The 21,494-nt window shown below is 59.7% G+C and carries 28 protein-coding genes; 10 read left to right on the top strand and 18 right to left on the bottom strand.

Going from position 1 to position 21,494, the window contains the following annotated elements:
* Nucleotides 1-128: 128 nt before the first annotated feature.
* The 3 genes from HGP16_RS14735 to HGP16_RS14745 all read right to left on the bottom strand — a co-directional run bounded on the left by HGP16_RS14735 (nt 129) and on the right by HGP16_RS14745 (nt 2,215).
* On the bottom strand, nt 129-1,184 hold the full coding sequence (locus HGP16_RS14735; protein ID WP_168840777.1) for a putative zinc-binding metallopeptidase: 1,056 nt from the start codon (nt 1,182-1,184) through the stop codon (nt 129-131).
* Between the two features lie 138 nt (nt 1,185-1,322).
* On the bottom strand, nt 1,323-1,514 hold the full coding sequence (locus HGP16_RS14740; protein WP_168840778.1) for a CsbD family protein: 192 nt from the start codon (nt 1,512-1,514) through the stop codon (nt 1,323-1,325).
* Nucleotides 1,515-1,609: 95 nt separating this feature from the next.
* Nucleotides 1,610-2,215 carry a YqgE/AlgH family protein gene (locus HGP16_RS14745; protein WP_168840779.1) on the bottom strand — a complete coding sequence of 202 codons (606 nt, stop codon included), beginning with the start codon at nt 2,213-2,215 and terminating at the stop codon, nt 1,610-1,612.
* Between the two features lie 140 nt (nt 2,216-2,355).
* Between HGP16_RS14745 and HGP16_RS14750 the strand changes: the two genes are divergently transcribed.
* The gene (locus HGP16_RS14750) at nt 2,356-3,183 is read left to right on the top strand and encodes a protein-disulfide reductase DsbD domain-containing protein (RefSeq protein ID WP_168840780.1); all 828 of its coding nucleotides are present in this window, start codon (nt 2,356-2,358) and stop codon (nt 3,181-3,183) included.
* 82 nt (nt 3,184-3,265) lie between these two features.
* Complete coding sequence (locus HGP16_RS14755; protein WP_168840781.1) at nt 3,266-3,751, top strand: peroxiredoxin; 486 nt, start codon at nt 3,266-3,268, stop codon at nt 3,749-3,751.
* Between the two features lie 45 nt (nt 3,752-3,796).
* On the opposite strand, the gene HGP16_RS14760 is transcribed toward HGP16_RS14755, so the two are convergent.
* A complete protein-coding gene (locus HGP16_RS14760; protein ID WP_168840782.1) occupies nt 3,797-4,105 on the bottom strand; it encodes a type II toxin-antitoxin system RelE/ParE family toxin in 309 nt (102 codons plus the stop codon).
* Nucleotides 4,106-4,351, bottom strand: a complete 246-nt coding sequence (locus HGP16_RS14765) for a type II toxin-antitoxin system ParD family antitoxin (RefSeq protein ID WP_168840783.1) — start codon at nt 4,349-4,351, stop codon at nt 4,106-4,108.
* A 184-nt stretch (nt 4,352-4,535) separates the two neighbouring features.
* Between HGP16_RS14765 and HGP16_RS34420 the strand changes: the two genes are divergently transcribed.
* The 4 genes from HGP16_RS34420 to HGP16_RS14780 are packed head-to-tail and all read left to right on the top strand — an operon-like array spanning nt 4,536 to nt 7,231.
* On the top strand, nt 4,536-4,664 hold the full coding sequence (locus HGP16_RS34420; RefSeq protein WP_281408227.1) for a hypothetical protein: 129 nt from the start codon (nt 4,536-4,538) through the stop codon (nt 4,662-4,664).
* Nucleotides 4,661-5,440, top strand: a complete 780-nt coding sequence (locus HGP16_RS14770) for a metal ABC transporter ATP-binding protein (RefSeq protein ID WP_168840784.1) — start codon at nt 4,661-4,663, stop codon at nt 5,438-5,440. The genes HGP16_RS34420 and HGP16_RS14770 overlap by 4 nt, the downstream gene beginning before the upstream one ends.
* A complete protein-coding gene (locus tag HGP16_RS14775) occupies nt 5,437-6,309 on the top strand; it encodes a metal ABC transporter permease (RefSeq protein ID WP_168840785.1) in 873 nt (290 codons plus the stop codon). The genes HGP16_RS14770 and HGP16_RS14775 overlap by 4 nt, the downstream gene beginning before the upstream one ends.
* A gap of 19 nt (nt 6,310-6,328) precedes the next feature.
* Nucleotides 6,329-7,231, top strand: a complete 903-nt coding sequence (locus HGP16_RS14780; RefSeq protein WP_168840786.1) for a metal ABC transporter substrate-binding protein — start codon at nt 6,329-6,331, stop codon at nt 7,229-7,231.
* Nucleotides 7,232-7,282: 51 nt separating this feature from the next.
* On the opposite strand, the gene HGP16_RS14785 is transcribed toward HGP16_RS14780, so the two are convergent.
* Nucleotides 7,283-7,591: a Dabb family protein gene (locus tag HGP16_RS14785; RefSeq protein WP_168840787.1), complete on the bottom strand. Its 309-nt coding sequence runs from the start codon at nt 7,589-7,591 to the stop codon at nt 7,283-7,285.
* 125 nt (nt 7,592-7,716) lie between these two features.
* Nucleotides 7,717-8,616, bottom strand: a complete 900-nt coding sequence (locus tag HGP16_RS14790; RefSeq protein ID WP_168840788.1) for a LysR family transcriptional regulator ArgP — start codon at nt 8,614-8,616, stop codon at nt 7,717-7,719.
* A gap of 99 nt (nt 8,617-8,715) precedes the next feature.
* Between HGP16_RS14790 and HGP16_RS14795 the strand changes: the two genes are divergently transcribed.
* The gene (locus tag HGP16_RS14795) at nt 8,716-9,324 is read left to right on the top strand and encodes a LysE/ArgO family amino acid transporter (RefSeq protein WP_168840789.1); all 609 of its coding nucleotides are present in this window, start codon (nt 8,716-8,718) and stop codon (nt 9,322-9,324) included.
* Between the two features lie 111 nt (nt 9,325-9,435).
* The gene (locus HGP16_RS14800; protein WP_168840790.1) at nt 9,436-10,326 is read left to right on the top strand and encodes a dihydrodipicolinate synthase family protein; all 891 of its coding nucleotides are present in this window, start codon (nt 9,436-9,438) and stop codon (nt 10,324-10,326) included.
* A 45-nt stretch (nt 10,327-10,371) separates the two neighbouring features.
* Here the strand turns inward: HGP16_RS14800 and rnhA are convergent, their stop codons facing one another.
* From rnhA to HGP16_RS14825, 5 genes are all read right to left on the bottom strand, one after another.
* On the bottom strand, nt 10,372-10,812 hold the full coding sequence (rnhA, locus tag HGP16_RS14805; protein ID WP_168840791.1) for a ribonuclease HI: 441 nt from the start codon (nt 10,810-10,812) through the stop codon (nt 10,372-10,374).
* Nucleotides 10,809-11,774 (bottom strand): homoserine kinase, encoded by a 966-nt coding sequence (locus HGP16_RS14810; protein WP_168840792.1) that lies wholly within the window; start codon nt 11,772-11,774, stop codon nt 10,809-10,811. Before HGP16_RS14810 ends, rnhA begins: the two co-directional genes overlap by 4 nt.
* Nucleotides 11,775-11,975: 201 nt before the next feature.
* Complete coding sequence (gene ispH, locus HGP16_RS14815; protein ID WP_168840793.1) at nt 11,976-12,983, bottom strand: 4-hydroxy-3-methylbut-2-enyl diphosphate reductase; 1,008 nt, start codon at nt 12,981-12,983, stop codon at nt 11,976-11,978.
* Between the two features lie 177 nt (nt 12,984-13,160).
* Nucleotides 13,161-13,946: an SURF1 family protein gene (locus tag HGP16_RS14820; RefSeq protein WP_168840794.1), complete on the bottom strand. Its 786-nt coding sequence runs from the start codon at nt 13,944-13,946 to the stop codon at nt 13,161-13,163.
* The gene (locus HGP16_RS14825; protein WP_168840795.1) at nt 13,915-14,334 is read right to left on the bottom strand and encodes a DUF983 domain-containing protein; all 420 of its coding nucleotides are present in this window, start codon (nt 14,332-14,334) and stop codon (nt 13,915-13,917) included. The genes HGP16_RS14820 and HGP16_RS14825 overlap by 32 nt, the downstream gene beginning before the upstream one ends.
* A gap of 149 nt (nt 14,335-14,483) precedes the next feature.
* Here HGP16_RS14825 and HGP16_RS14830 point away from each other — a divergent pair, with 149 nt between their 5' ends.
* Nucleotides 14,484-15,134 carry a chloramphenicol phosphotransferase CPT family protein gene (locus HGP16_RS14830; RefSeq protein WP_168840796.1) on the top strand — a complete coding sequence of 217 codons (651 nt, stop codon included), beginning with the start codon at nt 14,484-14,486 and terminating at the stop codon, nt 15,132-15,134.
* Between the two features lie 63 nt (nt 15,135-15,197).
* On the opposite strand, the gene HGP16_RS14835 is transcribed toward HGP16_RS14830, so the two are convergent.
* The 6 genes from HGP16_RS14835 to coxB all read right to left on the bottom strand — a co-directional run bounded on the left by HGP16_RS14835 (nt 15,198) and on the right by coxB (nt 20,513).
* Nucleotides 15,198-16,076: a cytochrome c oxidase subunit 3 gene (locus tag HGP16_RS14835; RefSeq protein WP_168840797.1), complete on the bottom strand. Its 879-nt coding sequence runs from the start codon at nt 16,074-16,076 to the stop codon at nt 15,198-15,200.
* Between the two features lie 61 nt (nt 16,077-16,137).
* The gene (locus HGP16_RS14840) at nt 16,138-16,749 is read right to left on the bottom strand and encodes a cytochrome c oxidase assembly protein (RefSeq protein WP_168840798.1); all 612 of its coding nucleotides are present in this window, start codon (nt 16,747-16,749) and stop codon (nt 16,138-16,140) included.
* Nucleotides 16,750-16,758: 9 nt separating this feature from the next.
* Nucleotides 16,759-16,899, bottom strand: coding sequence for a hypothetical protein (locus tag HGP16_RS14845; RefSeq protein WP_168840799.1), 141 nt, complete (start codon nt 16,897-16,899; stop codon nt 16,759-16,761).
* Entirely contained in the window at nt 16,896-17,855 is a 960-nt protein-coding gene (locus HGP16_RS14850) for a heme o synthase (RefSeq protein WP_168840800.1), read from the bottom strand. The genes HGP16_RS14845 and HGP16_RS14850 overlap by 4 nt, the downstream gene beginning before the upstream one ends.
* 58 nt (nt 17,856-17,913) lie before the next feature.
* Nucleotides 17,914-19,608, bottom strand: a complete 1,695-nt coding sequence (gene ctaD, locus HGP16_RS14855) for a cytochrome c oxidase subunit I (RefSeq protein ID WP_168840801.1) — start codon at nt 19,606-19,608, stop codon at nt 17,914-17,916.
* A gap of 14 nt (nt 19,609-19,622) precedes the next feature.
* Nucleotides 19,623-20,513 carry a cytochrome c oxidase subunit II gene (coxB, locus tag HGP16_RS14860; RefSeq protein WP_168840802.1) on the bottom strand — a complete coding sequence of 297 codons (891 nt, stop codon included), beginning with the start codon at nt 20,511-20,513 and terminating at the stop codon, nt 19,623-19,625.
* A gap of 337 nt (nt 20,514-20,850) precedes the next feature.
* On the opposite strand from coxB, the gene HGP16_RS14865 reads away from it, so the two are divergent.
* On the top strand, nt 20,851-21,474 hold the full coding sequence (locus HGP16_RS14865; protein ID WP_168840803.1) for an invasion associated locus B family protein: 624 nt from the start codon (nt 20,851-20,853) through the stop codon (nt 21,472-21,474).
* Nucleotides 21,475-21,494: the final 20 nt, after the last annotated feature.

A 21,494-nucleotide genomic window follows, 5' to 3' on the forward strand; every position in this document is an offset into this window, starting at 1 on the left:
ACAGCCTCGCACAGTCGAAGCGACATGGCGCAAGGCTGGTGAAATGCTCGACTGCTTCTCGCCAGCCGAATGCGCAAACTACCTCACAAACTCAGGATATGCTTCCGTATGAAAGCAGCAGGCTCTAATCAGGCGCTGTCGATCAGCTGCCTTATATAGTCGAGCTTCGTGACGACCGGCGGCGAGAGGATGAAGGGATAGGAATCCGGCTGTCCCATGCTGCGCTGGATGGAATTGATTGCCACGCTCAAGGGGATCCAGGCCTTGACGAGCTGTTCGGCGCTTTGAGCCTCGTAGGGATTGAAATCCACTTCCGCCGCCATGTCGTGATAGTGATAAGGGTCGATCGCCAGGCCGAAGGAACGCGCCGTTTCCAGCGTATCGACGATATGCAGATAATGCGCGAAGCATTCGGCAAAATCCTCCCACGGATGGGTGCTTGCATAGGCGCTGATGAAGCTCTCCTGCCAGTTCGCGGGCGGGCCGTTGTCGTAATGGGTCTGAAGCGCCGTGCCATAATCGGCGCGTTCATCGCCGAAGACGGCGCGAAAGCCATCGAACTGCCCGCGGTCGCGAACAAGCTTGTTCCAGATGAAATGGCCGGTCTCGTGGCGGAAGTGGCCCAGCAAGGTACGATACGGCTCGTTCATGGAGGTGCGCGTCTGTTCGCGCGTCACGTCATCCGCCTCAGCCGCACGAATAGCGATCAGCCCTTCCTCGTGGCCGGTCATGGCCGGGACGACGGTGCCGCCCTGCATTTCATCCTCGAGAAAATCGAACACCAGGCCACCATCCGGATCCTGCTGCCGATCGGGATGCGGCAAATTCCAGCGTAGCAGGGAATAGAATAGATGCCTCTGCGCCTGACCGATACGCCGCCAACGGTCTATACCCTGCTGCGTGCCGGTATTCGGTACCAGCCGATTATGACGGCAGGCGGCGCAATACGGCTGGGGATCATCGGCATCGACGAGCCAGTTGCAGATGTCGAGTTCGGCGTTCGCGCAGAAGCGCACATGCCGCTCGGGCTCGGAAACCGGATGCCATGTCACATCGTCTTCGACGTCGAGTGCATAGATCGCCAGACGGTTGGGAATGAAGCCGAGCTGGTGGCCGCAGCGGACACATTGCCTGTTGTCGAAATGGACGGGCTGACCGCAATGGTCGCAGGTGAAAAGCCGCATGCTCCCCTCGGAAAAGATAGATTGGCGAGAACAAAGAGCCCGCCACGTTTCCGTAACAGGCTCTTCCTCCCAACATCGCTGCTACAACGTCAATTCAGACGGAGCAGCGACCATGGATTGACAAATACAAACAGCCGGTCACATCCGGTCGACTGCGCCTTTGACCTTGTCCTTGGCCTTGCCAACGGCGGTCTGCATCTTGCCCTTGGCTTCCTGCGCAGCGCCCTTGGCGCGCATGCTCTTGTTGTTGGTCGCCTTGCCGGTCATCTGCTTGGCCTTGCCGGCGATTTCGTTCACCTTACCGGACACCTTGTCGGTCGTGCTGCTCATGTCTGACGCCTCCCTGGCTGGCACGGCGGAATTGCCGTTGCGCTACCGGGAAAACGTCGCACCTGCTATTTCGTTCCGAAACAGCACAAATCGGCTCAGCTATGGCCGGCGTGCGGCGACAGCATTGCGGGGTTGATGCCCATGAGCGCCAAGGCCCGATCATACTTGTTGTCGAGGCTGCGGTCGAAGATCAGTTCTTCGTTCGCCGGGCAGTTCAGCCAGCCATTATTGCCGATCTCCGCCTCGAGCTGACCGGCACCCCAGCCGGCATAGCCGAGCAGCATCGTCGCGCGCTTCGGACCGCTTCCCTTTGAAATGGCCCGAACGATATCGAGCGTCGCCGTCAGGCTGATATCGTCACTGACCGGAATGCTGCTGTCGCTGATGTAATCGTCGGAATGCAAAACGAAGCCACGCCCGCTTTCAACGGGACCGCCGGTCTGGATGGGAAAATCTCGCGCGCCTTGCGGAAGCACGATGGCATCGTCGTCCTTGATCATTTCGAGATGGAAGAGGACGTCGGTGAATGTCAGCTTCTGGGCGCGATTGATGACGAAACCCATGGCACCCGCATCGGAATGGGCACAGATATAGATCACCGTCCGGTGGAAATTGCGATCCTCCATGCCTGGCATGGCGATCAGGAACTGACCGTCAAGAAAACCTCTTTCGCGTCTATTCTTCAGCGTCGATAGGGACATCGTGCCTCCTGACCGCAGTCTGCACCTGCACCGCCTATAATCAAGATGGGGCAATGTCATAAATCAATCAACTGAAAATGATCATTTCCCTCTTCTGTTATGCTGGCTCCTGGCGGCCCGATCCATTAAATCCTTGTTTCATGATTGGAATAAGCACGCTTGCACGCCTGTCGGTATTGTTTGTCGCCACCCTATTCTCCGCCGCAACGGCCCATGCCGCCATGAGCGAATGGGTGGACAACCAAGGCGGACGCATGCGCCTGGTGGCGCTTGCGCCCGATGCGGAAGGGCATATCCGCGCCGCCCTGCAGATCGAACCGGAACCCGGCTGGATCACCTATTGGCGCGAGCCGGGCCAGGGCGGAATTCCGCCCCAGGTGACGCTGGCGCCCGATAGCGGCGTGACGCTGGAAAAGACCGGCTACCCCGTGCCGAAGCAGATCACCGTCGGCAATATCAAGGAGATCGGCTATGATGCGCCGGTGACCTTACCGCTCGATTTTCGCGTTACCGGCAAGGTACCGGCGAACCTCAAGCTGACCGCTTTCGTGGGTCTCTGCAAGGAGATCTGCATCCCCTTCCAGGCTGACTATTCATTGCCGCTGCCGGCGGGTGAGCAGCCGACATCGCATGAACTGGCCCTGCTGGATGCGGCGAAAGCACGGCTGCCGGAAACTCCTTCATCCGATTTCGCCATTCAAAGCCGCAAAATCTCCGCCGATGCTAAAAATCTTTCACTGCGCCTAACATTGCCGGAGGCAACCGGTGATGCGCCGACGATCTACGTGACGGGACCGTCCGGCTACGTGTTCTTCCAGCAAATGAATGCAAAGCGGGATGGGAGCAGCTTCTCGACCGATATCGAGATCGGCAAATTGCCGAAGAATTATGATCCGAAGGGCAAGAGTTGGGGCATTCTGGTCGTCGACGGCGACCGAGCGATGGAAACCACACTTGCGCTCGAATAGGCCGGACCTATAGTTTCCAGCATCCGCTTCAGATAATTGCCGGCGCAGCGGCGCCCCGAATTCACAACGCAAGGAGAGAACCATGTCCATCGCCATCGGCGACACGCTGCCTGCCGCCACCTTCAAGGAAAAGACCGCCGACGGCCCGGTCGAAATCAGCACCGAGCAATTGTTTGCCGGCAAGCGCGTCGTGCTCTTTGCCGTTCCCGGCGCCTTCACGCCCACCTGTTCGCTCAATCACCTGCCCGGCTATCTCGAGAATCGCGACACGATTCTCGCCAAGGGCGTCGATGACATCGCCGTGGTTGCCATCAATGACTGGCATGTCATGGGCGCCTGGGCGCAATCGTCCGGCGGTCTGGGCAAGATCCATTTCCTCGCCGACTGGGACGGCTCCTTCACCAAGGCGCTCGGCCTCGATGTCGACCTCTCCGCCGGCGGCCTCGGCATCCGCTCGAAGCGTTACTCCATGCTGGTGGAAGACGGCGTGGTGAAGACGCTCAACATCGAGGAAAACCCCGGCCAAGCCACGGTCTCGGGTGCTGCTGCGATGATCGAGCAGCTCTGATACTATTCAGATGGAAGAAGCAGAGCGTCTCAGAGGCGCTCTGCTTCATTCTTCTTCGTTGAAATGAGTATCGAAATCGCGATGTCCTTCGAGCACATTCAAAACCTCGAAAACATCATCAATATAGCGGAAGAAGATTACATAACCACGAAATGCAAAGCTGCGCATATCGTCTCTCAGCTCCGGCCGCAGGCGGCCCATTTGGCCCGGCAAAGCCGCAAGACTTGCGCACTTACGGCGCAGTTGCTCAGTAAATTTCAAAGCGACTTTTTGGCTGCCACTTTGGCGCGCTATATATACAAGAATATCAAGGATATTGCTTTGAGCATCGGCTGTATAACGAAGCCGAGCCACTTAATAGCCTTCTTTTGCCAGTTCAGCAGCCTTGGCTTCCAAAGCGGCACCGAGCTCCTCATCTGATATATCGCCTCCACGGGCGATCGATGCCTCCAGAGTATGCCGCAAAGCCGCTATTTTCGCCTCACGTTCCTCCACGAGCCGGAGACCTTCCCGTACAACTTCGCTGGCGGAGCTGTAACGTCCCTCTTCCACCGTTTTCTCCACGAATTTCTCCCAGCGCTCGCCGATAGAAACATTCATAGGCGCCTCCCTTATAGGCCGATCAAGTGACCAATAACAAATAATGCGCCATATATAGCATCAACGGCACAAAGCGCCAATTGCTGGTGCTCAACGAGCATCAATCTAGTCTCCGCCTCTTTTTTGCCGTATTTCATCGGCTACTGCGTGTAATGTTATTACATAATTGAAAGCCCCCAAAAAAATGCCTTTTGATCGTGATCCTTTTGCGCCGTCCCTTATGGGGCGCTCCGCCTTGACACGCCTTGCCTATGTCGCGATCGGCATTGCGGTGCTCTGGGCGGCGATCGGCTGGGCGGTGGCCTTGGCATGAACGATCTGATCCGGCTCAGCAATCTCACCGTCACTTATGAGCGTCACCCGGCCGTGCATCATATCTCGGGCGGATTTGCCGCAGGCAGCCTGACGGCGATTGCCGGGCCGAACGGGGCTGGCAAGTCGACGCTTCTGAAAGCGATCGTCGGCGAATTGCGGCCGGCGGAGGGCTCGATCGATCGCGGCGCGCTGACACGCAACGATTTCGGCTATCTGCCGCAGGCGGCCGATATGAACCGCCGCTTTCCGATTTCGGTTGCCGATACCGTCATGCTTGGCGCCTGGAAGAATGCCGGCGCTTTCGGCCAGTTTTCCCGAAAGGATGTCGAACGTGCGCGCGAGGCGCTCGGCATCGTCGGCCTGTCAGGCTTCGAAAACCGGCATATCGGCTCGCTTTCGGCCGGGCAGTTCCAGCGCGTGCTCTTTGCGCGGCTGCTGCTGCAGGACGCGCGCGTCATCCTGCTGGACGAACCCTTCACCGCGATCGATCAGCGCACGACTCGCGATCTTCTCGACCTCGTGCTCCGATGGAACCGGGAGGGACGCACTGTCATCGCCGTGCTGCACGATTTCGAGCAGGTGCGAACCTATTTCCCCGAAACGCTGCTGATCGCCCGCGAACTTGTGGGATGGGGCAACACGCAGGATATCATGAGCTCCTCAAACCTCATCAAGGCGCGCGCCATGGCCGAGCGCTGGGATGAAGAAGACGAAGCATGCCTGCCGGAAGAAGAGCATGACGACGGCCTGGTGAAGCGGGAGCCGGCCGAATGACCGTCTACGATATCTTCCTCGCACCTTTCGCGGATTATGGCTTCATGCGGCGCGCGCTGATTGCCTGCGTCTGCCTCGGCCTCGGCTCCGGGCCGATCGGCGTCTTCCTGATGCTCAGGCGCATGAGCCTGATGGGCGATGCCATGAGCCATGCCGTTCTGCCTGGAGCGGCCATCGGCTATCTCATTGCCGGCTCGCTGTCGCTGACGGCCATGGGGCTTGGCGGCCTTGTGGCCGGCCTTTCGGTGGCGCTGCTATCAGGCCTCGTCAGCCGCGTGACGGTGCTGCAGGAGGATGCGAGCTTTGCCAGCTTCTATCTCACCTCGCTGGCACTCGGCGTCCTCATCGTGTCGCTGCGCGGCTCCAACATCGATCTGCTGCATGTGCTCTTCGGCACCATTCTCGCAATCGATGCACCCGCCCTCTACCAGATCGGCGCGATTGCGACGGTAACGCTGCTCGCACTCGCCGTCATCTATCGGCCGCTGGTCATGGAATGCTTCGATCCCGGCTTTCTGCGCGCCGTCGGTGGGCGCGGACCGCTCTATCATTTCCTGTTCCTGCTGCTGGTCGTGCTCAATCTGGTCGCCAGCTTTCAGGCGCTCGGTACGCTGATGGCCGTCGGGCTGATGATGCTGCCGGCGGCCGTGGCGCAGCTCTGGTCGCGCAGCCTGCCCGCCATGATGGCGATCGCAACAGGCACGGCGATGGCTTCAGGCTATCTCGGCCTCATTGCCTCCTATCATCTCGAATTTGCATCAGGTCCGACCATCATCATCACCGCCAGCCTGATCTATGGCTTCTCCATTCTCTTCGCACCTTCGGGCCTTGCCCGGCGGTTCTTCCCCCGTCCCCATCTCCGGGGCTAATCCGAACAAGGAGACTTTCATGAAAAAACAGAGACTGCTTCTCTCTGCGGCAGCAACGGCCTTCGTCGCCTTCGCCGTCGCCGCGCCCGCCTCCGCCGAAACGCTCAATGTCGTCGCGTCCTTCACCGTGCTTGCCGATGTCGTCAAGCATGTCGGCGGCGACCACGTGAAAGTGTCGAGCCTCGTCGGCCCGAATGGCGATCCCCATGAATTCGAGCCCTCGCCGGCCGATGCCAAGACACTGAATGCCGCCAAGGTCGTCTTCGTCAGCGGCGAAGGCCTGGAGGGCTGGATGGACCGCCTGATCAGCGCCTCCGGCTACAAGGGAACGCCTGTTGTCACCTCCGATGGCGTCAACACGCGCACGATGGTCGACGACGGCAAGACGGTCACCGATCCGCATGTGTGGAACAGCCCGGTCAATGTGAAGATCTGGGTCGCCAATATCGAGAAGGCTCTGTCATCAGCCGATCCGGCCGACGCCGCCGATTTCAAGGCCAACGCCGAGCGCTATACAAAGGTGCTGACCGAGCTCGATGCCTATGCGCACGGCAAGTTCGACAAGATCCCGGAAGACCGCCGCAAGGTGCTGACCAGCCACGACGCCTTCGGATATTTCGGCCGCGAATACAAGGTCAGCTTCCTGTCGCCGCTCGGCGTTTCCACGGAAACGGAAGCATCGGCCGCAGAGGTCGCCAAGCTGATCGAGCAGATCAAGACCGAACACGTGAAGACCTATTTCTTCGAGAATTCGAACGATCCGCGCCTAGTCAAGCAGGTCGCCAAGGCCACCGGCGCCGAGCCCGGCGGCGAGCTTTATGTCGAATCGCTTTCCAAGACAAACGGGCCAGCTTCGACTTACGAAAAAATGTTCCGTTATAACGTTGATCAGCTCGCCGCAGCGATGGCGAAATCCAGCTGATCGACCGGAGCCGGTCGCAGGCATACCCCCTGCGACCGGCTCCTGGCAGTTTTAGAGATTGAAATCAAAGACCATCAGACCGGCCAGGCCGCCATCCGTGGACGATACGATCCGCTCGCCGACAGCGACATGATCGGGATGCACCAGATAGGCATCGCGCGCTTCGACACTTTCGAAGGTGACGACAAATCCATCGGCGAAACCGCCATGCAGGCCCTCGGGCGAGACGTTCGGCCCATATTTCACGTCGACAATGCCCGGAATGACCTTCTGCAAGGCCGCGACGGAATCGAAGAGCACCCTCTTCTCGTCCTGTGTCATGGCGGATTTGAGCCGAAGAAAAACGCAATGCAGGATCATAAGTCAATCTCCCTGGAAATCGGGAGCAGCATAGAGGGAAAGGGCAGCGGGGCAAGGCACCGATTCGCGAACATTGCGTTCCAGGTGACAGGGCGAATGGCAACGTATTCATCGCGAAGCATAGCTCACGCTGACAGATGGTATTTGGCCGTCACGGTTATCTCACGCGTCAATTCGGCAAGCCGATCGGCGGCGAGACGGCTCACCTGCCAATATAATGGAATGTCCAACGGGGTGTTGGGAATAAGTTCTATCAGGCGCCCGGCCTGCAGATGTTCCCGTACGAGCTGGATGGGATTCATGCCCCACCCCATGCCTGCAAGACTGGCATCGACGAAACCCTGGGTCGACGGCAGCCAGTGGCTCGGATAGGCAAAATCCTTTCCGAATGTCTGGCGTATCCACTGGCTTTGAAGCCTGTCCTTTTGGTTGAAGGTCAAGGCCGGCGCATTCATGATCGCTTCCGGCGTCACGCCCGCTTTAAAATACCGGGCAATGAAATCCGGGCTTGCAGTCGCATGATAGCGGAGCGCGCCAAGGGATGTGCGCCGGCATCCCTGGATCGGTTTTTCCAGGCCGGTGACGGCCGCAATCACCCGCCCCCGCTGCAGCCATTCGGCGGTATGATCCTGGTCATCGATGGCGATATTCAGCAGATAGGGAGAGCGCTTGGCAAAACCCGATATGGCCTCCACGAACCACGTCCCAAGGCTGTCGGCATTCGTGGCAATGTGAAGCGTTACTTTTTGCTTGGGCTCGCCCGGATCGATGAGGGCCGGCAGACGGTCGAACAGCTCGTCTTCCAGCATGCCGACATTTTCCATATGGCGGCAGAGCCATTCGCCCTTTTCCGTCGCGGTGCAGGGGTTGCCCCTGACGATCAAAACGACGCCGAGGCGCTCCTCAAGCTGTTTCACCCGCTGCGAGATGGCGGAGGGCGTCACGTTCAGAATGCCCGCGGCCTTTTCGAAGCTGCCGGTTTGCACGACCATGGAGACGGCACGGAGAGCGGAATAATCGAGCATGGCTTAGTTTTACTTAATCCGGGTTAGCAACATTAATTAGCCTAAATCGGCATATGGCGATACCGAAATGCTCATTCGTTTCGGAGCATTTCGCCAAGCATGAATTTTTCGATTTACCTGACAGGCCTCACGATGGGGCTCAGCCTGATTGTCGCTATCGGTGCGCAAAACGCCTTCGTCCTGCGCCAGGGCCTGCGCAACGAACATGTGTTCGCCGTTTGCCTTGCATGTGCCCTCTCCGATGCCGCGCTCATCGTGCTTGGGGTGACGAGCTTCCGCCAGATCGCCGCCCTCCTGCCCTGGCTCGATCCGGTCATGCGTTATGCGGGAGCGGCTTTCCTGATCTGGTATGGAGCCAAGAGCCTCTATTCCGCCTTGCGTTCGTCTGCGGTGCTGACTGCCGGAGAGGCGAAATCATCGAGCTTTCGCCAGACGCTTGCCATGTGCCTGGCGCTAACCTGGCTCAATCCGCATGTCTATCTCGACACCGTTGCCCTGCTTGGCACGATCTCGACCCGGTTTCCGGGGAACGAGGCTTCATTTGCGGTGGGTGCCATGACGGGCTCCTTCCTGTTCTTCTTTTCGCTCGGCTTTGGCGCGAGGTGGCTGAGGCCGATCTTCGCGAAACCCGCGTCCTGGCGCATTCTGGAAACGCTCATTGCTCTTACGATGTGGATGATCGCCACCAAGCTGCTGCGCGGAGTATGATTTCTGCGGCATATTCATGGACAGTCACACGGCGCTAAGCGTAGGACGATTTCAGCTTCTGCTTTTCGAGCGCTATCGCTGGTCGGAGCCTGACAGAGAAGGAAAACAATCGTGACACTCTTTACTGGCCTTTCGGCCTTTCCGATTACCCCGACCGATGCTTCCGGACACGTTGATATTGTAGTGCTCGTCCGCCTGCTCGAACGCATCCAACTGGCCGGCGTTGATTCCATCGGGTTGCTCGGCAGTACGGGCGGTTACGCCTTCCTGTCACGCGACGAGCGCCGGCGGGCTGTCCAGGCCGCAACAGCCAGCGTCGGCGGCAAGATCCCCGTCATCGTTGGGGTTGGAGCGCTGCGAACCGACGAAGCGCAGGCATTGGCGCGCGATGCCAAGGCGTCCGGTGCGGATGGGCTGCTGTTGGCCCCCGTATCCTATACTCCACTCACGGAGGAAGAGGTCTACCAGCACTTCGCAGCCGTCGCGGAGGCCGGCGAACTGCCGCTTTGCATCTACAACAATCCCGGCACAACAAAATTTACATTCAGCGATGGGCTGATTGCCCGCCTGGCAAAGGTGACGAATATCGTGGCGGTGAAGATGCCTCTGCCGCAAGGAGGCGATTTCGAGGGAGAGATAGGGCGTCTGCGCCAAGAAACGCCAAAGGGTTTCGCCATCGGCTATAGCGGCGATTGGGGAGCGGCGGCCGGGCTGCTGGCCGGTGCCGATGCCTGGTACAGCGTGGTCGCCGGCCTCCTGCCCGCCGAGGCGCTGGCGCTCACACAGGCTGCGCAAGCCGGCGATACCGCCGAAGCCGAACGTCTCGATCAGAAGTTTCAGCCGCTATGGAACCTATTCAAGGAGTTCGGCAGCTTCCGCGTCATGTATGCGATTGCCGAACTGCTCGATCTTTGCAGGATCGATCCGCCGCGTCCGATCCTGCCCTTGCCCGCCGCCGCGAAGCCGAGAGTGAGAAGCGCGCTCGATCACATTTTGGCATGATCGAGCTCTGTGCGACACGGCTAATCCGAGTTTGTCGCCGACGAGCTACTTCCTCTTGAAAGGCTCCATGCCCTTGCGCGCCAGCTCGTCGGCCCGTTCATTCTCCGGGTGTCCGGCATGGCCCTTGACCCAATGCAGCGTCACCTTGTGCCTGTTGTAAGCTTCGTCCAGCGCCTGCCACAGCTCGGCATTCTTCACAGGCTTCTTATCCGCAGTCTTCCAGCCGTTCTTCTTCCAGCCGAAAATCCACTTGGTGATGCCGTCCTTGACGTAAACGCTGTCGGTATAGAGATCGACCTCGCAAGGCGCTTTCAGAGCGCCGAGGGCTGAAATCGCCGCCATCAGCTCCATGCGGTTGTTGGTCGTATCCGCCTCGCCACCGGACAGTTCCTTCTCCACCTCGCCATAGCGAAGCACGGCGCCCCAGCCGCCTGGACCGGGATTGCCCGAGCAGGCGCCGTCGGTAAAAATATCGACGTGCTTCATGCCTTCAGCCCGTATTCGGCTGATGAGGCGATCTGGCGGTGGAAGCGCAGCTTGCGCAGATATTCGATCGGGTCTTTCTTGGTGACCATGGCGCCGGCCGGCGTCGTCAGCCAATCATAGAGCCGGGTCAGGAAGAAGCGCAGCGCCGAGCCGCGCGCAAGCGTCGGCAATGCCGCGATTTCTGTTGCACTCAGCGGCCGCACGCTCTGATATCCCTCAAGCAGCGCCATGCCCTTGGTGATGTTATAGGCGTGATCCTTCTCGAAGCACCAGGCATTGAGGCAGATCGAGACGTCATAGGCGAGCTGATCGTTGCAGGCAAAATAGAAATCGATCAGGCCGGAGAGCCTGTCACCCAGGAAGAAGACATTGTCCGGGAAAAGATCGGCATGAATAACGCCCTCGGGCAGATCCTTCGGCCAATGCTTTCCAAGGAAATCGAGTTCGCTGCGGATTTCGCCCTGCAGGCCGGATTCAACCTCGTCCGCACGCGCCTCGGACTTTTCCCAAAGCGCCTGCCAGCCCTCCAGCGAGAGCGCGTTCGGGCGGCGGATGTCGAAGCCCTCGCCGGCGATATGCATGGCGGCCAGCGCCTTGCCGACTTCGCGGCAATGATGCGCCTCCGGCTTGCGCAGCCACATGCCCTCAAGGAAGGAGATCAGGGCGGCAGGGCGGCCGGAGAGATGACCGAGCAAGGCGCCATCACGGCGCGGCAAGGGCAGCGGGCAGGACAGGCCGCGGCTCGCCAAGTGCTGCATCAGGCCCAGGAAGAATGGCAGGTCGCCCTTGTCGACGCGCTTCTCGTAAAGCGTCAGGATCAGCGGCTCGCGGCTCGTATGCAGCAGGAAGTTCGAATTCTCGACGCCTTCGGCAATGCCCTTGTAAGAGAGCAACTCGCCGACATCATATTCGGTTAGGAACCACTTCAAATCGTCTTCGGTAATATCGGTATAAACAGCCACGCACTATTCCCTGCTTGATACACGCCAGCCACCGTAGCCGCCCCGCCCTAGTGGTTCGAGACGGCCCTTTAGGCCTCCTCACCATGAGGGCTGATCTCCTTGGCGGCTGGCGTCGAAACTCTTGCCCCCTCATCCTGAGGTAATTTGCCGATGCAGCGTCCGCGCAAGCGGCAAGGCCTCGAAGGACGAGGTACGCCTTCTTCAATCCCCGTTGACGAAAGCCATGTCCGCCGTCGTCAGCTCGATACCGCGCAGCTCGCGATTGACGAGGAAATTCTCGGTTTCCTTCACAGTTTCAGCGAGCTCCACGACGGCATTGTAGCGGGCGCGGAAAGCTTCGATGATCTCGTTGACGATGACTTCTGGCGCAGATGCACCAGCGGACAGACCAACCGTTTTGATATCGCCGATATTGTCCCAGTCGATCTCCGAGGCACGCTGGACGAGGACGGATTTCTTCGCCCCTGCCCTGAGCGCGACTTCGACGAGGCGCTTGGAATTGGACGAATTCGGCGCGCCGACGACGATGAAGAGATCGCAGCCCGGAGCCGCCTCCTTCACCACTTCCTGGCGGTTGGTCGTGGCGTAGCAGATCGAATCGGCTGATGGTGCGGTGAGATTGGGGAAGCGCTCCTGCAGGCGCGCAATGACACCGGCGGTATCGTCGACCGAAAGCGTCGTCTGCGTGACGAAGCCGAGATTGTCGGGGTCGGCCGGCTGGTAGACGTCGGCATCCTCCACCGTCTCGATCAGCGACACGGTGCCCTCCGGCAGCTGGCCCATGGTGCCGATCACTTCCGGGTGGCCGGCATGACCAATCAGGACGACGTGGCGGCCGAGGCGATTGTGCCGCATGGCCTGCTTGTGCACCTTGGAAACCAGCGGACAGGTGGCATCGAGATAGAAAAGATTGCGCGCATCGGCATCGGCCGGCACGGATTTCGGCACGCCATGCGCCGAGAAGACGACAGGCTGGGCACGATGTTCGGCCGGGATTTCGTCCAGCTCCTCGACGAAGATGGCGCCCTTGGCCTCCAGCCCTTCGACGACATAGCGATTGTGCACGATCTCGTGGCGGACATAAACAGGCGCGCCATAGGCCTTCAGCGCCAGAACGACGATCTGGATGGCGCGGTCGACACCGGCACAGAAGCCGCGCGGCCCGCAAAGCCGGATGGTCAGGTCAGGTTTGGAAACGGCTATGTTCATGTCTCTTCCGAAATCCGCAAGCGATGGCTCAGCCAAAGATAGGTGCGCTCTGCCGCCTGCTCCATTTAGTCCGCACGATCTTGTCCAAAAACCACTGCGCACTTTTTGGGATCATGCTCTAGCCGAATATTCCATCGAATTGAAGCTATTCTATTGCATATCTCTACTGCAGGGCCTCTATTGTGAGGGTGCATCCGGATGGCGCTTGCGCCACCAGGATATCGCGACAATGGCAGCCAGCGCGACCGCCAGCCCATACCATGTCACCGCATATTGCAGATGATTGTTCGGCAGATCGATGAGGGTGACGCCGCCGACCGGCAGACCTTGGGGATTGGGCGTCTTGTCGGCATCGATGAAGAAAGGCAGCACCTGGTCCTTCGGCAAGCCGACGCTGGACGCCATGCTATCCAGATCCTTCCAGAAGAAGATGTTCTTGCCGAGATCATTATCCGGCATGCCGTCGGGCCGGCCGGTGAGTTTGGCGCGGGCAAGGCCAGTGACGGTCTGTTCGCCCGTAAGTTCGCCTCGCTCGCGCTTTTCGGGCTCCTTGGCCTCGGTGGGCACGAAGCCTCGATTGACGAAGACGTAGCGTCCATCGTCCAGCTGCAATGGCGTGTAGACATGAAAGCCGGGATCGCCGTCATAGGTAGCGAGGAAATGCCGCTCCTTGTCGTTGAGGTAATGGCCGGCGGCGGTCACCACGCGGTATTCGATATCGCCGCCGGAGGCAGCCATCGCCTCGATTGCCGATAGCGGCGCGGCCGGCGTGTCCTTGCGCGCGGCGATATCGGCCAGCAGGCCTTCCTTCCACTGCAGCCGCTCGACCTGCCAGGTGCCGAGCCCGATCAGGATGACGAGCGCAACGAACAGGAGCAATGCCTTGCCGATCTGCCACACGGGATTGGCGCGACGGGCCGGCATGCTTGACTCAGTCACGAGTGATGCGTCCTTCACTGGCATTGTTACGGTACTGCAGCGCGATCAGAATGCCCTTGCACCAGCGCAGGGAGAGTAGCGACAGGATGATGGTCAACGGCGCGAACAGCACGATATAGACCCAGATAGGCGGCGCATAATTGATCTGCGTCCACAGAACCAAGCCGATGACAATGAAACCGACGATCAGGATGACGAAGACGGCCGGGCCATCGCCGGCATCGGCGAAGGCGTAGTCGAGATCGCAGGCGGCGCAGCGCGGCTTCAGCGACAATAATCCATCGAAGAGCTTGCCCTGGCCGCAACGCGGACAACATCCCTGGATGCCGACTTTGAACGGATCGACGGGCGCAAAGAGAGCGCTGTCGCTATGCGGTGTCCCGTCGGGCGTCTTGTCTTGCTCTGAGTCCAAAGTTCTGTCTCTGTCGGCCTGTCATTGCGGGCGACCATGTGGATCTCGCCCCTGTCACCATCAGTAACCGCGATGCACGCATCCGTCCAATCGAAAAGCTCTGACATCCTCGTCATCGGTCTGGAAAACATGTCAAAAGGATTGAATTCATGGCAGTCAGCGAAGACACACCGCCCGGCCACATCGTCATTCTGAACGGTGCGCCGCGATCCGGAAAAAGCAGCATCGTCGAGCTTATTCAGGCTGAATTCGAAGGCGTGTGGGTCAATCTCGGGGTCGACGCCTATGTACGGCATGTCACGCCCCCGCGCTATCGCCCAGGCATCGGCTTGCGCCCCGGCGGCGAGCGGCCGGATCTCGAGCCGCTGGTTCAGCGCTTTTATGCCGCACTCTATGCATCGATCGCCGCACACAGCCGCATGGGGCTGAATGTCGTCGCCGAATTCGGCCATCACGACGCTTATTCGCAGCCGCTTGGCATCCTTGCCGATTGCGCCCGGCGACTGGCGGGGCTGCCCGCTTTGTTCGTCGGCGTGCGTTGCCCGCTCGATGTCGTGATGCAGCGGCGGCTGGCGGAAGGACCGGAAAGACAAGGAACTTATGTGAGGGTTGAGGCTGGCGTGCCCGCCCCCGCGCCGGTCGTTGCCTGGCAGGAGCAAGTGCATCGGCCCGGGATCTACGATCTGGAAATCGACACGTCCGTGAGCAGCCCCGAGGCCTGTGCTGAGCAAATCCGACGATTGCTCGCTAAAGGCCTGCCTCATCCGACGGCATTCGAGAAGATTGCTTCAAGGGATTGAGGACACAAAAACAAAAGGCGGACGTTAGCCGCCCGCCTTTTACTATCGAAAGATCGAAGCCGATCAGCCGGCCGCGACCGGCGCGCCCCAGCTGCCCCAGATATAGATGCAGAAAAACAGGAACAGCCAGACGACGTCGACGAAGTGCCAGTACCAGGCGGCCGCTTCGAAGCCGAAATGCTGCTTCGGCGTGAAATCGCCCCTGATGGCGCGGACCAGGCAGACCAGCAGGAAGATCGTACCGATCAGAACGTGGAAGCCGTGGAAGCCGGTCGCCATGAAGAAGGTCGCGCCATAGATCGAGTTCTTGAACGCGAAGGGTGCATGCGCATATTCGTAGGCCTGCACGCAGGAGAACAAAGCGCCGAGCAGGACCGTCAGCGTCAGGCCCTGGATCAGCCCCTTGCGGTCGCCATGCAGCAGCGCATGATGCGCCCAGGTGACCGTGGTACCCGACAGCAGCAGGATGATGGTGTTGTAGATCGGCAGGTGCCAGGGATCGAGAACCTCGACGCCCTTCGGCGGGAACTGGCCGCCGAGGAACGCCGTTCGCGAGGCCTGGATCGCCTCGTTCGGGAACAGACTGACGTCGAAATAGGCCCAGAACCAGGCGACGAAGAACATCACCTCGGAGGCAATGAACATGATCATGCCGTAGCGCAGATGCAGCGACACAACGCGGGTATGCGCGCCCGCATGCGCCTCCTTGATCGTATCGGCCCACCAGCCGTACATGACGTAGAGGATCACGGCGAGGCCGATGAAGAACAGCCAGGGCTGCGCCCAATTGATCCCGAACAGATGCACCGCGCCGCCATTGAGATAGCGCATGAAGCAGACACCGCCGAAGGTGATCACGAAGGCCCCGATGGCCGCGGTAATCGGCCAGGCGCTGGGCTCGATGATGTGATAATCGTGTTTTCTCTGATGCACTTCGGCCATATCAGCAATCCCCGAATAACTTTTCCCATATTGCTTCCGGTCAAACCGAAAGCACTCTCCATCAAAGTTTCTTTTCCACCGGCTTCGCAGCGCCGTCATTGGATGCCACGGGCTTAGCGCCCTCCCGCGGGTAGTAGGTGTAGGACAGTGTCAGCGCGTTGATCGTCTTGGTTTCCACGGCCTTGGTGATCTCGGGATCGACATAGAAAACCACCGACATCTCGCGCTTTTCCCCGGGCGCGAGATCCGTCTCATTGAAGCAGAAGCACTGGACCTTGTTAAAATAGACCCCGGCTTCCAGCGGCGAGACGTTGAAGATCGCCTGGCCGCGCTCCATCTTGTCCGACTTGTTCTCGATTTCGAACTTGACCTCGACCGTCTCGCCGATCTTCGGACTTACCGATTTCTGCAGCGGCTTGAAATCCCAGGGCAGACCGGGTGCGACATTGGCGTCGAAGGAAACCTGGATCTGCTTGTCGAGAATGAGGTTGGATACCTGCTCGACGCGCTGCGTCGTGCCGTTATAACCCGTCACCTGGCAGAACATGCGATAGAGCGGTACGGCAGCGGCGCACATGGCGCTCATGCCGACGACGAAGCTCAGGCACATGGCAACGATCATCCCGTTGCTACGGCCGCTGCTTCTCGTGCTCTTTGTGACCTCCCCCACCATCACGCCTCCTCAAACGTGTCCGGAGCCGACCTTGATGATGGTAATCGCGTAGAACAGCACCACCAGGCCAGCAAGCACCAGGCCGAGCGCTATATTGCGCCCGCGCCGCGATTTCCTCTGCGCTTCCGTGAGCTTAACCAGTTCGATCATAGCCAGCCTCCGACGCCGCCCGATATCGGCACGGCAACGAGACGGTCGATCAGCAACGCGGAAAAGATCGCGAAGAGATAGAAGATGGAAAAGCCGAAAAGCTTCTTTGCCGGCACCATCTTCACGTCGCCGTCGGCCATGCGCCAGACGGCGATGGAACAGTGTACGAAGACCGCACCCAGCAGCGCGGCGACGACGCCATAGCCCAGGCTCGCAAAGCCCATGAAGGCCGGGACGACGCCGACAATGGCCGTCAGAACGGCATAAACGACGATCTGATTCTTGGTCGTCGGAATACCAGCGACATTCGGCAGCATCGGCACGCCGACGGCCTCGTAGTCGCCCATCTTGAACAGCGCCAGCGCCCAGAAATGCGCCGGCGTCCACAGGAAGATGATGAGGAAAAGCACGATGCTCTCGATCGTCACGCTGCCGCTCACGCAAGCCCACCCGATGACGGGCGGAAAGGCGCCGGCCGCGCCGCCGATGACGATGTTCTGCGGCGTCGAACGCTTCAGCCACATCGTATAGACGACGGCATAGAAGAAAATGGTGAAGGCGAGGATGCCCGCAGAAAGCCAATTGATGGCAAGGCCGAGGATCACAACCGAGAAGCCCGACAGCACGAGCCCGTAGGCCAGCGCTTCCGATGGCTTGATGCGACCCGCAGGTATCGGCCGGCGCGCAGTTCGGCTCATCACGGCGTCGATATCGGCATCATACCACATGTTCAAAGCGCCGGAGGCGCCGGCACCGACGGCGATGCAGAGAATGGCGATGAAGCCGAGGACCGGATTGATGTGGCCGGGAGCCAGCACCAGACCGGTGAAAGCGGTGAAGACGACCAACGACATGACGCGCGGCTTCAAAAGCTCGAAATAATCGCGCGCACTCGCTTCCGACAGGCCGGTATCGCCTTGCTTTGCGAGCGCTTCGTGATTGTCGATGAGCGTCATTCTTTCTTCCAATTGTCAGTTGAGCCGGACGCCGTTTATCACGGCGTCCGGAAACAGGCTACTTGATGCGCGGCAGCTCTTCCCACTGGTGATGCGGCGGCGGCGACGAAAGCTGCCACTCGAGCGTGGTTGCGCCCTCGCCCCAGGGATTATCGCCTGCAACGCGCTTCTTCGAGAATGCATCTATAACGCCCCAGAAGAAGAAGCAAAGGCCGACGGCTGCGACATAGGAGCCGATGGAGGAGACGAAATTCCAGCCGGCATAGGCATCCGGATAGTCGATGTAGCGGCGTGGCATGCCCGCACGACCCAGGAAGTGCTGCGGGAAGAACACCATGTTCACACCGATGAAGGTGATCCAGAAGTGCCAGTTGCCGATCCGCTCATTGTACATGTAGCCGGTCATCTTCGGGAACCAGTAGTACCAGGCGGCAAAGATGGCGAAGACGGCGCCGAGCGACAGAACGTAGTGGAAGTGTGCCACAACGAAGTAGGTCGCATGCAATTCACGGTCGAGACCGGCATTGGCGAGCTGAACGCCGGTCACGCCGCCAAGCGTGAACAGGAAGATGAAGCCGAGCGCCCAGATCATCGGCGTGCGGAACTCGATCGAACCGCCCCACATCGTCGCGATCCAGGAGAAGATCTTCACGCCCGTCGGGACAGCAATAACCATCGTGGCGAACACGAAGTAACGCTGCGTGTCGAGCGAAAGGCCGGTCACATACATGTGGTGAGCCCAGACGACGAAGCCGACGGCGCCGATCGCAACCATGGCGTAGGCCATTCCGAGATAGCCGAAGATCGGCTTGCGCGAGAAGGTCGAGATGATGTGGCTGATCATGCCGAAGCCGGGCAGGATCAGGATGTAGACTTCCGGATGACCGAAGAACCAGAACAGGTGCTGGTAGAGCAGCGGGTCGCCGCCGCCTTCCGGCGAGAAGAAGGTCGTGCCGAAATTGCGGTCAGTCAGCAGCATGGTGATGGCGCCGGCCAGAACCGGCAGCGACAGCAGCAGCAGGAAGGCGGTGATCAGCACCGACCAGGCAAACAGCGGCATCTTGTGCAGCGTCATACCCGGCGCGCGCATGTTGAGGATCGTCGTGATGAAGTTGATCGCGCCGAGGATCGAGGAGGCACCCGCGATATGCAGCGCGAAGATGACCAGATCGATCGCCGGGCCGGGATGGCCGACCGTGCCGGACAGGGGTGCATACATCGTCCAGCCGCCGCCCGCGCCATAGGCGCCTGCCGGACCTTCGACGAACATCGAGAGGATGAGCAACAAGAAGGCCGGGACGAGAAGCCAGAACGAGATATTGTTGAGGCGCGGGAAGGCCATGTCAGGCGCGCCGATCATGATCGGCACCATCCAGTTGGCGAAACCGCCGATCATCGCCGGCATGACCATGAAGAAGATCATGATCAGCGCATGGGCGGTGACGAAGACATTGTACATCTGCTTGCCGCCATCAATGGCGGCATCGCCCGAAAAACCATAGACCATCGACGCCAGACCGCTGAAGATCTGAATGCCGGGCTCCTGCAATTCCATGCGGATGGCCACGGACAGGAGGAAGCCGATCACGCCCGCGAAAATCGCGAAGATCAGGTAAAGCGTGCCGATGTCCTTGTGATTCGTCGAATACAGCCAACGCTCGGCGAAGGTCGGCGTGTGCGCGTGATGATCGTCGTGCGCGTGCGCGTCTTGAAGATCGTGCGAGTGATCGTCGTGTGCCTTGGATCCAGCCATTGTTCCTATCCCTCTTACTTGGCCGTGTTTTCGGCGACCTTGACGGTCGTCGGTTCGTCGACGGCGGCCATCAGAGCCTTGTTCGCCTTGTTCAGATCAGTCGCGGCTGAGGCCAGCCACTGCTTGTACTGATCGTCGGAGACGACGCGGATGGCGATCGGCATGAAAGAGTGATCCTTGCCGCAAAGCTCGGAACACTGACCATAAAACAGGCCTTCACGGTCGGCCTTGAACCATGTTTCGTTTAGGCGGCCGGGAATGGCGTCGATCCTGACGCCGAAGGAAGGCATTGCGAAGGAATGAATGACGTCGGCCGGCGCGGCCGTGACGAGGACGCGGACGTTCTTGCCGACCGGCACAACCATTTCGTTGTCGACGGCGAGAAGCCGCGGATATTTCGACTTGTCGTCCTTGCCGGCGGCGGTGCGATCCTGGTCCTTCAGCATGAAGGAATCGAAAGCGACCGGCGTGGCGCCGCTGTTCTCATACTCGTAATTCCACTGCCACTGCGTCGCCGTCGCCTTGACGGTTACATCGGTCTGCTCCGGGAATGTCAGCTGATCGGTGAGAAGATTGAAGGAGGGAATGGCCAGAAAGAGAAGAACGAGGACCGGGCCGATGGTCCAGATGACTTCGATCAAGGTGTTGTGGCTCGTCCTGGACGGAACCGGGTTCCTGGAAGCCCGGAACTTCACCATGACCACCACCAGGAGGACGAGAACCAGCAGCGTGATCGGAATGATAAACCAAAGCGTGTATGCCTCAAACCAGCGGATTTGATGCATGTTGCCGGTCGCCGCCTGCTGCATACCGGTTTCCCAGGGTCTCGGCTGATCGGCATAACTGCCTGTCGCAAAAAGCAGACAGATCATAGCCGTCAGAGCCGCGTAAGCTCTTTTAATCACGATGTCTCTCCCTCCAGCGTTTGATCCCAGATCTTCCTCAAACGCAGTATCCCTACAATCCATTGCGCTTCAAACCACAGTTTGGGGTGCTCCGCAACAACTCAAGAGATTTGTTAGTGCGGCATTTTTGCGCGAATATCTCCCCCGATACCAGCCAGACATGGCAAGCATTTCATCATCATACGAAAAATTGCATGATGGTCCATGGCGCCACCGGGACAAAATGGAGTAGAGGTCGTATTTCCGCCGTAGTCGGTTGGAATCCAGCAGCCGGGGCTTTTCATTTGCCGGCCTGGGCTTCAACAATAGCGGCACTGATTCGAATCTAGAGGTTTCCATGGGTTTTCGTTCCCTCGCCCGGCTTTTGCTTGTTACCAGCAGCGTCGCTGCTGCAGCCGCGGCACCCGTATGGGCGCAGCAGGCACAACAGACCCAGCCGCCGGCGCAGCAGACCCAGCAGTTGCAGCCCGAACAGCAGGGCAAGCCGCAGCCGCATACGCAGCAGGTTCCCACGAGCCAGGTTCCGCAGCCGCCGGGCACCGTGCGTTCCAGCCACGGCGCATGGTCCGTCGTCTGCGACAAGCCGGCCGGCGCCTCGGCCGAGCAATGCGCGCTGATGCAGAACGTGATCGCCGAGGATCGTCCGGAAATCGGCCTTTCCGTCGTCGTGCTGAAGACGGCCGACCGCAAATCGAAGATCCTGCGCGTGCTTGCGCCGCTCGGCGTGCTGCTGCCGAACGGTCTGGGCCTCAATATCGACGGCAAGGATATCGGACGCGCCTATTTCGTGCGCTGCTTCTCCGATGGCTGCTATGCCGAGGTCGTGCTCGAGGACGAGTTGTTGAAGACGCTGCGCAGCGGCGCCACCGCAACCTTCATCGTCTTCCAGTCGCCGGAGGAAGGTATTGGTATTCCTGTGGACTTGAAGGGCTTCGCGGACGGTTACGACGCCCTTCCCTGATGGGATGGGCTTGCTCTTGC

Source organism: Rhizobium sp. P40RR-XXII (assembly GCF_012641405.1).
Taxonomy (GTDB): Bacteria; Pseudomonadota; Alphaproteobacteria; order Rhizobiales; family Rhizobiaceae; genus Rhizobium.

Excerpts from the sequence above, each read along its gene's own strand:
- HGP16_RS14735 (WP_168840777.1), bottom strand. The coding sequence starts at position 1,184 with ATGCGGCTTTTCACCTGCGACCATTGCGGTCAGCCCGTCCATTTCGAC.
- HGP16_RS14740 (WP_168840778.1), bottom strand. The coding sequence starts at position 1,514 with ATGAGCAGCACGACCGACAAGGTGTCCGGTAAGGTGAACGAAATCGCC.
- HGP16_RS14745 (WP_168840779.1), bottom strand. The coding sequence starts at position 2,215 with ATGTCCCTATCGACGCTGAAGAATAGACGCGAAAGAGGTTTTCTTGAC.
- HGP16_RS14750 (WP_168840780.1), top strand. The coding sequence starts at position 2,356 with ATGATTGGAATAAGCACGCTTGCACGCCTGTCGGTATTGTTTGTCGCC.
- HGP16_RS14755 (WP_168840781.1), top strand. The coding sequence starts at position 3,266 with ATGTCCATCGCCATCGGCGACACGCTGCCTGCCGCCACCTTCAAGGAA.
- HGP16_RS14765 (WP_168840783.1), bottom strand. The coding sequence starts at position 4,351 with ATGAATGTTTCTATCGGCGAGCGCTGGGAGAAATTCGTGGAGAAAACG.
- HGP16_RS34420 (WP_281408227.1), top strand. The coding sequence starts at position 4,536 with ATGCCTTTTGATCGTGATCCTTTTGCGCCGTCCCTTATGGGGCGCTCC.
- HGP16_RS14770 (WP_168840784.1), top strand. The coding sequence starts at position 4,661 with ATGAACGATCTGATCCGGCTCAGCAATCTCACCGTCACTTATGAGCGT.
- HGP16_RS14775 (WP_168840785.1), top strand. The coding sequence starts at position 5,437 with ATGACCGTCTACGATATCTTCCTCGCACCTTTCGCGGATTATGGCTTC.
- HGP16_RS14780 (WP_168840786.1), top strand. The coding sequence starts at position 6,329 with ATGAAAAAACAGAGACTGCTTCTCTCTGCGGCAGCAACGGCCTTCGTC.
- HGP16_RS14785 (WP_168840787.1), bottom strand. The coding sequence starts at position 7,591 with ATGATCCTGCATTGCGTTTTTCTTCGGCTCAAATCCGCCATGACACAG.
- HGP16_RS14790 (WP_168840788.1), bottom strand. The coding sequence starts at position 8,616 with ATGCTCGATTATTCCGCTCTCCGTGCCGTCTCCATGGTCGTGCAAACC.
- HGP16_RS14795 (WP_168840789.1), top strand. The coding sequence starts at position 8,716 with ATGAATTTTTCGATTTACCTGACAGGCCTCACGATGGGGCTCAGCCTG.
- rnhA (WP_168840791.1), bottom strand. The coding sequence starts at position 10,812 with ATGAAGCACGTCGATATTTTTACCGACGGCGCCTGCTCGGGCAATCCC.
- ispH (WP_168840793.1), bottom strand. The coding sequence starts at position 12,983 with ATGAACATAGCCGTTTCCAAACCTGACCTGACCATCCGGCTTTGCGGG.
- HGP16_RS14820 (WP_168840794.1), bottom strand. The coding sequence starts at position 13,946 with ATGCCAGTGAAGGACGCATCACTCGTGACTGAGTCAAGCATGCCGGCC.
- HGP16_RS14830 (WP_168840796.1), top strand. The coding sequence starts at position 14,484 with ATGGCAGTCAGCGAAGACACACCGCCCGGCCACATCGTCATTCTGAAC.
- HGP16_RS14835 (WP_168840797.1), bottom strand. The coding sequence starts at position 16,076 with ATGGCCGAAGTGCATCAGAGAAAACACGATTATCACATCATCGAGCCC.
- HGP16_RS14840 (WP_168840798.1), bottom strand. The coding sequence starts at position 16,749 with ATGGTGGGGGAGGTCACAAAGAGCACGAGAAGCAGCGGCCGTAGCAAC.
- HGP16_RS14845 (WP_168840799.1), bottom strand. The coding sequence starts at position 16,899 with ATGATCGAACTGGTTAAGCTCACGGAAGCGCAGAGGAAATCGCGGCGC.
- HGP16_RS14850 (WP_168840800.1), bottom strand. The coding sequence starts at position 17,855 with ATGACGCTCATCGACAATCACGAAGCGCTCGCAAAGCAAGGCGATACC.
- ctaD (WP_168840801.1), bottom strand. The coding sequence starts at position 19,608 with ATGGCTGGATCCAAGGCACACGACGATCACTCGCACGATCTTCAAGAC.
- HGP16_RS14865 (WP_168840803.1), top strand. The coding sequence starts at position 20,851 with ATGGGTTTTCGTTCCCTCGCCCGGCTTTTGCTTGTTACCAGCAGCGTC.